Annotated in this window: 11 protein-coding genes; 3 read left to right on the plus strand and 8 right to left on the minus strand. The window is 40.4% G+C overall.

All coding sequences use genetic code 11. From position 1 onward, the window contains the following. Nucleotides 1-142: 142 nt before the first annotated feature. The 3 genes from ACGTJS_RS00435 to rpoZ form a co-directional block, all read right to left on the minus strand. The gene (locus ACGTJS_RS00435) at nucleotides 143-523 is read right to left on the minus strand and encodes a Rid family detoxifying hydrolase (protein ID WP_410472469.1); all 381 of its coding nucleotides are present in this window, start codon (nucleotides 521-523) and stop codon (nucleotides 143-145) included. 78 nt (nucleotides 524-601) lie between these two features. Further along, nucleotides 602-2,770 (minus strand): RelA/SpoT family protein, encoded by a 2,169-nt coding sequence (locus ACGTJS_RS00440; RefSeq protein ID WP_315041494.1) that lies wholly within the window; start codon nucleotides 2,768-2,770, stop codon nucleotides 602-604. Between the two features lie 232 nt (nucleotides 2,771-3,002). After that, nucleotides 3,003-3,263: a DNA-directed RNA polymerase subunit omega gene (gene rpoZ / locus ACGTJS_RS00445; RefSeq protein ID WP_315041496.1), complete on the minus strand. Its 261-nt coding sequence runs from the start codon at nucleotides 3,261-3,263 to the stop codon at nucleotides 3,003-3,005. 152 nt (nucleotides 3,264-3,415) lie between these two features. Here rpoZ and ACGTJS_RS00450 point away from each other — a divergent pair, with 152 nt between their 5' ends. Both ACGTJS_RS00450 and ACGTJS_RS00455 read left to right on the plus strand, forming a co-directional pair. Next, nucleotides 3,416-4,582, plus strand: coding sequence for a tetratricopeptide repeat protein (locus ACGTJS_RS00450; protein WP_410472470.1), 1,167 nt, complete (start codon nucleotides 3,416-3,418; stop codon nucleotides 4,580-4,582). Further along, entirely contained in the window at nucleotides 4,583-5,218 is a 636-nt protein-coding gene (locus ACGTJS_RS00455) for a hypothetical protein (protein WP_410472471.1), read from the plus strand. A 118-nt stretch (nucleotides 5,219-5,336) separates the two neighbouring features. Here the strand turns inward: ACGTJS_RS00455 and leuA are convergent, their stop codons facing one another. Then, the gene (gene leuA, locus ACGTJS_RS00460) at nucleotides 5,337-7,046 is read right to left on the minus strand and encodes a 2-isopropylmalate synthase (RefSeq protein WP_315041502.1); all 1,710 of its coding nucleotides are present in this window, start codon (nucleotides 7,044-7,046) and stop codon (nucleotides 5,337-5,339) included. Between the two features lie 277 nt (nucleotides 7,047-7,323). On the opposite strand from leuA, the gene ACGTJS_RS00465 reads away from it, so the two are divergent. Beyond that, entirely contained in the window at nucleotides 7,324-7,782 is a 459-nt protein-coding gene (locus ACGTJS_RS00465) for an Lrp/AsnC family transcriptional regulator (RefSeq protein ID WP_315041504.1), read from the plus strand. Here ACGTJS_RS00465 and ACGTJS_RS00470 read toward each other — a convergent pair. The 4 genes from ACGTJS_RS00470 to folD form a co-directional block, all read right to left on the minus strand. Then, complete coding sequence (locus tag ACGTJS_RS00470) at nucleotides 7,779-7,964, minus strand: oxidoreductase-like domain-containing protein (protein ID WP_315041506.1); 186 nt, start codon at nucleotides 7,962-7,964, stop codon at nucleotides 7,779-7,781. The genes ACGTJS_RS00465 and ACGTJS_RS00470 overlap by 4 nt on opposite strands. Nucleotides 7,965-8,072: 108 nt before the next feature. Continuing rightward, nucleotides 8,073-8,288, minus strand: coding sequence for a hypothetical protein (locus ACGTJS_RS00475; protein ID WP_315041508.1), 216 nt, complete (start codon nucleotides 8,286-8,288; stop codon nucleotides 8,073-8,075). Nucleotides 8,289-8,291: 3 nt separating this feature from the next. Then, nucleotides 8,292-11,891, minus strand: a complete 3,600-nt coding sequence (mfd, locus tag ACGTJS_RS00480) for a transcription-repair coupling factor (RefSeq protein WP_410472472.1) — start codon at nucleotides 11,889-11,891, stop codon at nucleotides 8,292-8,294. A gap of 162 nt (nucleotides 11,892-12,053) precedes the next feature. After that, nucleotides 12,054-12,899, minus strand: coding sequence for a bifunctional methylenetetrahydrofolate dehydrogenase/methenyltetrahydrofolate cyclohydrolase FolD (gene folD, locus ACGTJS_RS00485; protein ID WP_315041512.1), 846 nt, complete (start codon nucleotides 12,897-12,899; stop codon nucleotides 12,054-12,056). Nucleotides 12,900-12,917: the final 18 nt, after the last annotated feature.

Genomic DNA, 12,917 nt, shown 5'->3' on the forward strand with positions numbered 1-12,917 from the left:
TATGGAAAAGAAAAAGGCTAGCAATACCTAAATACCGAAAGGCTTTAATTGCCATGGGATTTTACTTTAGGTGCTAGCCTTTTAAATAATGTTAAAACAAATGAAAATTTTAGTCAATACTAAGAATAATGTAATTAATTATTTAGTCTAATGCTAAAATCGCTTCAATCTCAACCACCGCCCCTTTTGGCAAGGCAGCGACTTGCACCGCCGCACGAGCAGGGTAAGGCTGTGGCAAACGAGCGACAAAAATCTCATTTAACGCATTAAAATTGGCTAAATCTGTCAAAGACACATTATATTTTACCACGCTTGATAAATCGCCACCTGACGCTTTGCAAATCGCCTCAATATTTGACAAAACTTGATTGGCTTGGGCTTCAAAGCCGTCCGCTAATTGCATGGTCACAGGGTCAAGACCAATTTGTCCAGACACATAGACAGTATTGCCGACTTTTACCGCTTGTGAGTAAGTGCCGACCGCTTTTGGGGCATTATCAGTATGAATAATTTCACGGCTCATAGTTTTTCCTTTTTGTTGTGAAGATAAATGGTAAAAATGGATATTTTTCGGTTATTTTAACACGCTTTTTATCAAAAATTAAACATCATCTGACCATTGGTACAATCGCTGAATGTTTGGATAACCGAGTGAATTACGCAAGCCATGAATAATATCAGACAATTGTTCACGGCTTTCAATCACAAGGTGCAACAAGGTATAAGACGCACGCACATCAATTTTTTCAAAACCTGCATTGACTTCACGCACTTCAAAAATCGCTTGGCTCACCTGTTCATTGTCCAGCGATTGCCAAATTTTTAGCACCGCATCAAAGAAAAAGCGTTGTTTTTGGCTATCATTTTCAAACACCCTCCAATGTAGTGGCATGACTTGATACGGATTTTCTTTGCGAATTTCGTTCATAGAATAGCATTTATGACGGTGAACGACCAAGCCATTAGTGGATAAATGTCCGACAATTTTATCACCATAAATCGGGTGGCAACAACCAGAATAGTCCACTTCAAGCCCAGTCGCTTCAGCGATAAGGCTTTGTGGTTGGCGAGCATTGTGGGCGAGTGCTTGGTTTTGGGCAAGCTGTTCTGGCGTGAACAGGCGAGATGCCAAAATCTGTGGCAACAATGCCCCTGTGGTAACTTGTTCAAACAATCCGCTAGGCTCAGATACGCCACGCCAATCCATCAGCATTTGCCATTCATCAGCGGTCAAATCGTCAATATTTCGCCCTTGATTTTTTAAGGCACGAGCAAAGGCATCACGCCCATGTTGTTGGCGTTGCTCTGGCGTTAGGGTTTTTAACCAACTGCGTAACGCACGGCGAGCTTTGTTGGTCGCCACAAAGCCCAGCCATTCGGCTTTGGGTTCGGCATTTTTGTCGGCTTCAATTTCCACATATTGCCCAGACTGTAGCACCGAGCCGAGTTTGGCTTTTTCGTTGTTGATATTTGCGCCTGTTGCGGTGTTGCCAAGGCTGGTGCTCACCGAATAAGCAAAATCCAACGCAGTCGCCCCACGTGGCAGTTCGTGAGCGTCGCCATTTGGCGTGTAGCAGACGATTTTATGCTCGTGCAAATAATCAATCAATTTGTTCACAGTAGACAAGGCATCGTCTTCTAAGTTGTCTTTTTCTAACAACAAACCTTGCAAATTGCGAAGCGAAGCCTGCACCACCGAACGACTGACTGCCGAATTATTTTCGTCCATCAACGCCCCTAAACGTGAAGAACTCAACATTCGTTTGGTTAAAATCACCACCTCAATGGTATCAAATTCACGATGATAAGTCAGTTTTAACGACTGATTGCCCCCTGCCAGTGGCTTTCGGATATTATCATGAATGTCTTTGGGTGGAATGTTGTATTTTTTAATCAGATAATTAGCTAAATTGTCGCAATCTTCCACATCGTCCACCACCATCATAAAGGCATAATGGTGCAAAAGCGTGCTAAAATCGCCACGATTTTTAAAAAATTGGCGGTACAAATCTACCTTATTATCCACATCTCGCACTTCACCATTAATATTAAGTTTATTTAACACCAGATTTAAATAATTATGAATATTTTCAATGTGAAAACTGCGTCCCAAACCATGTTGTAACAGTTTATCCGACAGTTTGTTATACATTTCTGGGTCTAAATTGCGATAACACAAAATTTCAATATAATCGGCAATATCATTTAAACCTAACAGGCGAGCAAAGGGAATATAAAAATTCAGCGTTTCTTGGGCGGTGGAGCGTTGTTTTTCTGGGCGGACAGCGTCCATCGTGGACATATTGTGCAAGCGGTCGGCAAGTTTTACCACCAAAACATGGGGGTCTTCTAGCGTTGCGGTAAAAATTTTGTGAAATGTGCCAGCTTTGGTTAAATTTTTGTCTTTATTTTTATCTGACTTTAGTTTGGTAACACCATCAACGATTTTTGCCACTTTTTCGCCAAACAGTTTGGTAATTTGTTCTTCGGTTACGTCTGTATCTTCTACCGTGTCGTGCAAAATTGCCGAAATAATCACATCAACATTGAGCCGAAACCCAGCCAAAATCTCCGCCACCGCAATGGGGTGCGTGATGTAAGGTTCGCCTGATTTGCGTTTGTCTTTGATGTGGGCTTTGTCGCCAAATTCACACGCCACCAAAATCTTTTGTTGGCTGTCAATCGGCAAATAACCCACCGCACGCATCAAGGCAGACGTGGATTCTACCACCAGTGGGTGGCTTAATTTTGGCAAAGCGAGTGGATACATAAAATTCCCCTGATGTGTATTTTTGGCAAAAAAATTGATTCCCCTAAGGGCAAAAATGGCTGGAAAAATTACCAGCCATTTATAAAATAAGATATCCTAATTTAAGATGATTTTTGCCAAAAAGTCAAGCGATTTTATCAAAAAAATGCAGAATTTTTTGTAATTATTTAGCCAACAAAAAAAGCCATCTTGCGACAGCTTTTTGACAATGTATTTTTGTGGGTTTTATTGATTAAAAACCATGACTGCTTGAGATGTTTAAATCCATGCGTGGTTTTGGGATTTCACGGTCTGGCTGATTTAAAATATCACGAGTTACCAAGCCATCTGCGATTTCACGCAAAGCGATGACGGTTGGTTTGTCGTTTTCTGGGTTTACCATTGGCTCTGATGCCCCACGAGCGACTTGGCGAGCACGTTTGCTTGCGACCAAAATCAAATCAAAACGGTTATGAATGTTTGTTAAACAATCTTCTACAGTTACACGAGCCATGTTATTACCTTTAAATTACACAAAATTAAAACCGCCATTTTAACAAAGATTTTTTTAAAATGCTACAAAATAACTGTCTTTGCCACAAATTTTTTTTACTATTTTTGTGTTTTACGTTAAAATATTTCGATTGAAAGATTTTTGGAAAAAATATGTCTGAACTGCTCTTAAATCAAGATTTTGGCGTGCAAAATATCGCTGATAAAGACAATCCGTTGATTGACCGTCTAAGTCAGCAAGAATGGGAAGAACTCCGCCAACAAACCGCCCAAAAAAATCAAATAAATCATCATTTATTTGCCAGTTTTTTGTTTACCCCACCCAAACAGATTGTCAGTTTTGGGCGGTACGATATTGCCGATTTTGGCGATTTGTCCATGACAGATGATGAAGACATTGTTGAAAATCAAGCATTTGACGATGTTTCACAAGCGGATAATACAGATAATTTGTTAATGAATAATCCGCAAACAGTGCAACAAACCCCAATGCAAATGCCAGTGCAAGACGTAGTAAATGACAAACAAAAGCCGATTATCAAAAAAGCCAAAAAAAGCCAAAGTTTGTCAAAATTAGAACAATTCAAATTAAAACGTCAAAATAAACAACAACTTGCCGAAGAAATCGCCAAAAAACAAGCCGAAGAAGAAGCCGAACGCCAAGCTAAAATCGCTTACGCATTGGCAAATCCGACCATTCATGAAAGTTTGTTAAACCAAAAAAAATCCATGATTGATGAAAAACCTTTGGTACAAGACACATTTAGTGAATTGCAAAAAGATTTGCAAGTCATTGTTTTACCAGAACATTTAAGCGGTGCAGTACAAAAAGCCTATGAGCAAGCGGTGCAAATTGTGCAACATTTTGACAATCCCAATGTTACCGAAGAACACCGTATCAAAGCCAAAGCCATTATCCAAAAAGTCGCCCAAGCCAATGTCAGCGATGCCATGCTTCGCCAAGCCTTGTGGTTGTTGCGTGGTGATAGTGATTTTGGCGTGGCAAAAAATAGTGAAGAAGGCTTAAAACTTGTGCAACAATCAGCAAAACTAGAAGACAGCCGAGCTGAAAAACTGCTAAGCAAGCTGTATTTTAGCGGTGAGTTGGTGGGTGTGAATACCGAACAGGGCAAATATTGGCTGATGCAATCGGCGTTGCATGGTCATGCAGAAGCCCAAAAGTTGCAACAAGCGTTTGTGATGACCGATACGCTCAAGCAAACTCGTGCCGATGATGACGATTATCTCAAAAAAATGGCGATTGGTACGGCGGTGTTGGTATTGGTGGCGTTGATTATTATTTTTGCGGTGAAAATCTAAATGTCAAATTTACAATTACTTCAACAGTTAAAACAGCGAATCAATTGTTCATCGCCTGTCGCTTTACAGCTTTTAAAACAAACGGATAATGATTTGGCAAAAGCCGAACAATTGTTTCATGAACAAAATTTAGATTTTATTCAACAACAAGCCAACTGTGATAGGGAACTAGCCGAGAAATTTTATCATCGTTGTCAGCAAAATGTCGAAGAAGCCATTGCACAGGCTACAGGTTGGATTTTGCATGGGCGTATTAGCAAATCTGTGATTACAACGGCTGATGAAAAATATTCTGCTCATCCACATCGCCTTTGTTTTATTCTGACAGCAAGAGATAAAAATGATAGTCGTATCATGGATATTGATACGATTGAACAAACTTATACCATTATTCCGATTGAAGATGTGTGGGAGTATTTATACAACAAAGAAGTCAATGTCTTTGATTTTCATGATGATTTTTCCCCATATTTTGACAATGATTTTAGCCTTGAGCAGATTGATACATTGGTGAAAAATTTACAAAATCTCACCCACACAGACCCAAAAGTTATGAAATTTTATCAAGAATTGATGAATTGGCTGATAAATTGTAAAAAATTTGCTCATCATTTACAAATTTATGGCAATGTTTAATTTGCATTTTTTCTATGTATTTTTCCCACGCATCGACCCCAAAATAGCAAACATGGTTAAACATCATTAAAAAAACGTGGCAAATTTACCACGTTTTTTTATGATGTTTTATTAAATGTTAAACACCTGCCTGTGCCAACGCCGACAAGGTCGCTTTTAACATCGCCGACACCGTACTTGAGCAAGTACCAATACCAGAATAAATTTCACCATCAACATTTAACTGCAAATAACTCACCGCATTGGCATCGGTACTCGTCACATCGTTTTGGGTCAAGGCGTGTTCCGCATAATTAATCACATGGATATTTTTGCCCAACTGCTCGCTCACGCCAGCCACGAACGCTGACAACACGCCATTGCCTTTGCCATTAATCGCAAGCGTTTCGCCGTTTTTCACGATTTTACCATTAAACGTTACTTCGTTTTCATCATTGTTAATCTGATAATTTTGCAACGCCAATGTGTTTTGTTGTAAATACGTTTTTTCAAAAATCGTGATAATATCGTCCGAAGTCAATTCAGTTTGACGGCTTTCCGCTTCATTTTGCACCACTCGGCTAAAGTCAATCTGCGTCCAACGTGGCAAGTTAAAACCAAAATCACGCTGTAAAATATACGCCACACCGCCCTTACCAGACTGACTGTTAATCCGCACCACGTCTTGATAGCCACGTCCGATATGTGCAGGGTCAATCGGCAAATACGCCACGTCCCACACGCCTTGCGTTTCTTCGCTGTGTTTTTCGTTAAAATCAAGCGATTTTTTAATCGCATCTTGGTGCGAACCGCTAAACGCAGTAAACACAAGCTCACCAACATATGGGTGGCGTGGGTGGATTGGCAATTGATTGCACTCGCTCACCACTTGGGCGATTTCGCTCATATTGCTAAAATCAAGCTCTGGATTGACCCCTTGACTGTACATATTCATCGCCATGACCATAATGTCCATGTTGCCTGTGCGTTCGCCATTGCCAAACAACGTCCCTTCAATACGGTCAGCCCCTGCCATTAGACCTAACTCACTCGCCGCCACCGCACAGCCACGGTCGTTGTGCGTGTGTAGGCTGACGATAACGTGCTTACGCATTGGCAAGTTTTGGCAAAAATATTCCACTTGATCAGCATACACATTCGGCGTTGAGCTTTCAACAGTTGAAGGCAAGTTAAAAATCACCTGTTGCCCCAAATCTGGTCGCCACACTTGACACACCGCATCGCACACGCTAACGGCAAAGTCGGTTTCCGTCTGTGAAAAACTCTCTGGCGAATACTCAAACACCCACTCGGTTTCTGGATATTCTTTTGCCAAATCACGCAAAAAAGTCGCCCCTTGCACCGCAATTTCGGTAATTTCGTCATAATTTTTTTGATAAACTTTATCACGTTGTACTTTTGACGTAGAATTATAAACGTGGACAATCGCACGTCTTGCCCCTTTTAAACTCTCAAACGTACGGCGAATTAAGTGTTCACGAGCCTGTACCAATACTTGCAACGTAACATCATCAGGCACATGACCGCCTTCAATCAACTGACGAGTAAAATCATACTCAACTTGTGCCGCAGACGGAAAACCAATTTCAATTTCTTTAAAACCGACATCGACCAACGTTTTGAAAAAACGCATTTTTTGCTCAATGCTCATCGGCTCAATCAAGGCTTGATTGCCGTCTCGCAAATCCACCGAAGTCCAAATTGGGGCTTTAGTAATGGTTTTGTCGCACCAAGTACGGTTGGTAATTTTTGGAGCGAATGCAAATGGACGGTATTTTGTATAGTCAAATGCAGGATTTTTTGGCTGGGCTGTGTTTTTAGCTGACATAGTTTTTCCTAAATAAAATGATAAAAAAATAATATAGGACTTACGCATTTTTTGGCGTAGGCTGGGTTTTTAACCCAGCAAATAAGCAATTTAACCATACTGGGCTAAAGCCACAGCCTATGTTTAATAAGTTTTTGCGTAAGTCCTATAATAAAACTATTATAATCAATTTCTTTAACAAAAACTCTCTAATTTTTTCTAAATTTTTTATTAAAAATAGCTTTTTTCACCAATTTTTTGTAAAATATTGATGAATTTCAACATTTCTAGGAAAATTATGCAAAATTTAGACAATCTTGACAAAAAAATTCTTGCCGAATTACAAAAAAATGCTAAAATCAGTAACCTTGAGCTTGCCGAATTGGTAAACTTAAGTCCGACACCCTGTGCCAGACGTGTTAAACAGCTAGAAGACAACGGTTTTATTACAGGTTATTTTGCCAAAACTAATCCACAAAAGTTTGGTTATCAGCTATCCGTTTTTATCGCCATTAGCATGGATAGGCACACAGCCGAGCGTTTTGAAAACTTTGAAAATGCGGTAAAAGAATTTCCCGAAGTCGTCAGTTGTAGCATTGTAACAGGGCGGAGCGAAGATTATCTGATAAAGGCAATGGTGCGAGATATGGCACATTATGAAGAATTTTTGTTGCATCGTTTGAACCGCATTGAAGGCATTGCACAGGTGCATACCAGTTTTGAATTAAGAGAAGTTTTTTCTCGCAGTTTGATTTAAATCGGCTTGGCAATTTGGTCTAATAACTTTAACCGTTTTTGTTGTTCGTCATAGGCTTTTTTTTGGGTGCGGTAGATTTCATAGACGCACATTTCTTCACAGCCATTGTCACAACATTCCCAGTCTTCGGGGTATGTGGGTTCTTCTATTAACTTTTCGTTATTGGGTAGTTGTTGGGTCATTTTATTTCTCCAAGCCAAACATTACCTTTTGGCACAACATAGCAACAATCATTGATATAATTTCTTTCTTTTGGAAATTCAATTTTTTTAGCGGTTTTTTTGACATTTTCAAACCATTTTTTCAAAATAAATGCCATTAGGTTTCATGTAGCGACTATTGGTTAAATTTAATCGTGAGAATGGATTGACCCAAAATTTGACATAATCACGATGATATTCAGTTAGATAATCCAAATCAAGGTTTTTGTTGTTTTCTACCCAAGTTTGAATATCTCGTAACCGTTTTTTTTGACCACGAATTTTTTTGTACTTAACTTTTTCCATTATTTAAGCCTTTTCAGACAATTTTTCAAGCAAGCTTTTTACCGCATCAATCCGCCCTTCTGTGGTGGCAAGTGCCTTTTCATCAGTCATTTTTATCCCTGTTGCCCCATTCATTTTAAACTTACTCGGATTGGACTGAATCAACTGAATAATCGTAATCGCTTCCACAGGCGTATTTGGCGAAAACTCAAACGTAACTTGCCGTTCATTACCGTCAATCTTGCTAATTGCAAGCGGTTCAGCCATTAAGCGAATTTGATGAATAGTAAACAAATTTTTGGTAGAATCAGGCAAACTGCCAAAACGGTCAAGCATTTCGCTACGAATACTGATTAAACTGTCGTAATCTTCGGCATTGGCAATTTTTTTATAAAACAACAACCGTTGATGCACATCGCCCAAATAATCATCAGGAATTAACGCTGATAAATGCAAATTAATATCGCTTGTCAAAGACAAAGGCGTGTTTAAATCTGGCTGTTTGCCTGCTTTAATCGCTTTAGTCGCACGGTTTAACATATCCATATACAGGTTAAAGCCAATCGCCTGCATATTACCACTTTGATTTTTACCAAGCAACTCGCCCGCCCCACGAATTTCCAAATCTTCACTTGCAAGCATGAAACCCGCCCCAAGCGTATTGGCTCGGCTAATCGCATCTAGGCGTTTTTGGGCATCGGTGGTCAAGCCTTTTAATGACGGCACAAGCAGATAACAATAGGCTTGGTGATGACTGCGACCGACACGACCACGCAATTGGTGAAGTTGAGCTAAACCAAATTTATCAGCACGGTTAATAATAATCGTGTTGGCGTTGGGAATGTCAATCCCTGTTTCAATAATGGTGCTACACACTAGGACGTTGTGTTTTTTGTGGTAAAAGGCTTGCATGACTTGTTCAAGTTCACGCTCTTTCATCTGTCCGTGAGCGACCGCCACACGAGATTCTGGCACAAGTTCACGAATGGTTTCCGCCATGCGTTCAATACTTGCCACATCGTTATGCAGTAAAAACACTTGTCCACCACGCAACAATTCACGCAAAATCGCTTCTTTTAACAAATTATCGGTTTTTTGCATGACAAATGTTTTTACTGCAAGCCGTCTAGCAGGGGGCGTGGCGATAATGGACATATTTCGCATACCTGATAACGCCATGTTCAGCGTGCGTGGAATTGGCGTTGCCGTCATGGAAAGCACGTCCACGTCCGACTGCATGGCTTTAATCCGCTCTTTATCACGCACGCCAAAACGGTGTTCTTCATCAACTATCATCAAGCCAAGTTTGGCAAATTTAACATCATCTTGCAAAATACGGTGCGTACCGATGATAATATCCACCTTGCCATCGGCTAAATCTTGTAAAATTTTGTCGTGTTGTTTTTTTGTGCCAAAACGAGAAAGGCTCTCAATATTAATCGCCCAATCGGCAAACCTATCCATAAAATTATCTTCGTGTTGCCCAGCGAGTAGCGTTGTCGGCACGAGTACCGCCACTTGATAACCTGCCTGCACCGCAATAAAGGCGGCACGCATGGCGACTTCGGTTTTACCAAAACCCACATCGCCACACACCAATCTATCCATCGGTTTATTTTGTTTCATATCATGAATGACGGCTTCAATGGCATTCGTTTGGTCGGGCGTTTCTTCATAGGCAAATTGACTTGCGAACAAATCGTATTGAATTTGGTCAATGGCAAAATTAATACCGACTTTGGCATCTCGCCTTGCTTGCACGTTCAAAAGTTCTGCCGCCACGTCATGAATTTGACTTAACGCTTTGGCTTTTGCCTTATCCCATTTGCCACTGCCGATACTGTGGAGCGGTGCGGTTGCCGTATCACCCCCTGCGTATCGGCTGATGAGTTGCAAATTCGCCACAGGCACATAAATACTCGCATCATCGGCATACAACAGATGAATAAATTCTTGCAATTGCTTATCAATCTCAAGCGTAATCAAGCCTTGATACCGCCCCACACCAAAATCAATATGCACAACAGGGTCGCCAATATTCATCTCGCTGACCGATTTTACCAAAAACTCATCCGACACATCGCTCTGTCTGCGTCTGCGAGTTTGCAACACCTGCCGACCGAACAACTGCATTTCTGACACAATCGCAAATTGCTCTAATAACATGCCACGTTCAATCGGTGCGGTGGTTAAAGCCAACTGATTAGCGGACAAATTTTCATCTAAATTCGCCAAAAATCCTTGTAAATTCGCCACACTTTGCAAGGTAAATTTCTTTTGCAACAGTTCAGTTAAAATCTCTCTTCGCCCTGAGGTTTCGGCAACGATTAAAATTGGTTTGGCAAAATTTTGTTGAAAATCAATCAGTTTTTGCAACGGTTCGGCAAGTTTATGGTCAATGTTTAACGTGGGTGGCGTTTGTGTATTGGCATTAATCACGCCTTTTTTGCTATCGTCAAACGCCTGTTCATTGGTAAAAATACGTTGAAAATTTGCCAATTTTTCATAAAAAATATGCTCAGCAAGGTACAAATCCGTTGGTGGTAAAATCGGCTTATTAGCATCATGCCGTCTGTCTTCATAGCGATTTTGCACTTGTTGCCAAAAATTTTGATAAGCTGTTTCCGCTTGATTGTCAATAATTAACAAACTATTATTTGGTAAATAACCAAAAAAATCAGAATTTTGTTGCCAAATTTCTTTATCAAAAAACAACGGCTGATAATACTCAATCCCAGACGGTGCAATGCCGTTTAACACATCGTTAAACAGTTCAATTTTTCTTGCACCAAGTTTGTCAAACGTGCTGGCAAAATTGGCACGAAACGTTTCTTTTGCAGTTTCTAATGGAAATTCTTTGGCAGGTAAAATCTGAAAACTGTCAATTTTGCCAACGCCATTTTGTTTAGCATTTTTTAAATATTTTTTAAATTGTGCGTATAAATGTGGGTCGTTAATTTCTAATTCTTTAATATCGTCATTAGTCAAACTTCGTTGAGTTTTTTCATTAAAAAAGCGAATATTGTCAATTTCATCATCAAACAAATCAATGCGAACAGGAAACGGCTGACCGACCGCAAACAAGTCAATCACGCTACCACGCACCGCAAATTCACTCGGTTCAAACACATTATCCACCGCATGATAACCTGCATTGACAAGCCGTTCTCGTTGCTGTTCAATATCAAATTTATCACCGACCGACAAGTCAAAATGCTGTCCAATAAGCCAAGAAATCGGAGCGACACGCTGAGCCAATGTCTGCACACCAATCAACAAAATTCCGTTAGTTGGCATTTGCGTTAAAAGGCGAATCCGCTCAGCAACGATGTCTTGATGTGGCGATAATTCATCATAAACCAACGTTTCCCAATCTGGAAACACATGAGCGTCCACCCCACAAAATCGCAGTTCGGTTTCTAATTGATTTAGCTGATTTTGGTCTTGGGTAACGACTACTTTTAGTCTGTCTTGCTGTCCGCTATCCGTTGTGGTTAGGCTTGCCAACCATAGAGCTTGAGCCATGCCTTGTAGATTGCCAAGCCACTTTTTGTCGTGTTTTGGGTTATCAAAAAGGGATTGATTGATACGAAATGTTAGATTTGATAAAGGATTGGCAGTCATATTAAAATTTTATGTGATATAAGATATATCATATTATGCGGTATTTTGTGTTTTTTTTAAAGGCAAATACGTTTGAAATTGCTGTCAAAATTTTTTTAACAAAAAAAATGTGCCAACTTTATTTGACACATTTTTATCTTAAACAAAAACAAATTTAGAAAATCACACCGATTTTTCCGCCGACTCAACCGTTTGGCGAATTAAGGTATTAATCGTCATCGGGCCTACGCCCCCCGGAACAGGCGTGTAAGCTGATGCAATTTCTTCAATCCCTGCTAATTCAATATCACCAACACCGCCATTTTCAGTTGGGTGAAAACCTGCATCAACCACGACTGCACCTTGTTTAATCCAATCTTTTTTGATGAGTTCAGGCTTGCCGACCGCACCCACGACAATATCCGCTTGTTTGACGATTTCCGCCAAATTTTGCGTTTTTGAATGACAAATTGTTACCGTACAGTTGGCATTTAACAACATCATCGCCATTGGTTTGCCCAAAATCGCTGAGCGACCGACCACCACAGCGTGCTTGCCAGACAGCTCAATATTGTGTTTTTGTAGCAAATACATAATGCCTTGTGGCGTGCAAGACCCATACGCAGGCTCGCCCATCGCCATATTACCAAAGCCTAGACAAGTAACGCCGTCCACGTCTTTTTTGATATCAATCGCATCAAAACACACACGTTCATCAATCTGACTTGGCACAGGGTGTTGCAACAAAATGCCATGCACATTTGGATTGTTATTCAACTCATTGATTTTTGCTAATAATTGTTCGGTTGTAGTATCCTGAGGCATTTCAACTTTGATAGAATCCATACCAACACGGCGACACGCATTGCCTTTCATCTTAACATAAGTTGCTGACGCAGGGTCATCACCCACCAAAATCGTCGCCAAAATCGGCGTTGCCCCTGTTTTTTGTTTTAACGCCTCAACACGAGTTTTTAACTCGCTTTCCATCTGTGTTGCATAGGCTCTACCATCAAGAACCAAACTCATACCAAACTCCCATCATGT

This window comes from Faucicola mancuniensis, from assembly GCF_046523945.1.
Lineage (GTDB): Bacteria > Pseudomonadota > Gammaproteobacteria > Pseudomonadales > Moraxellaceae > Faucicola > Faucicola mancuniensis.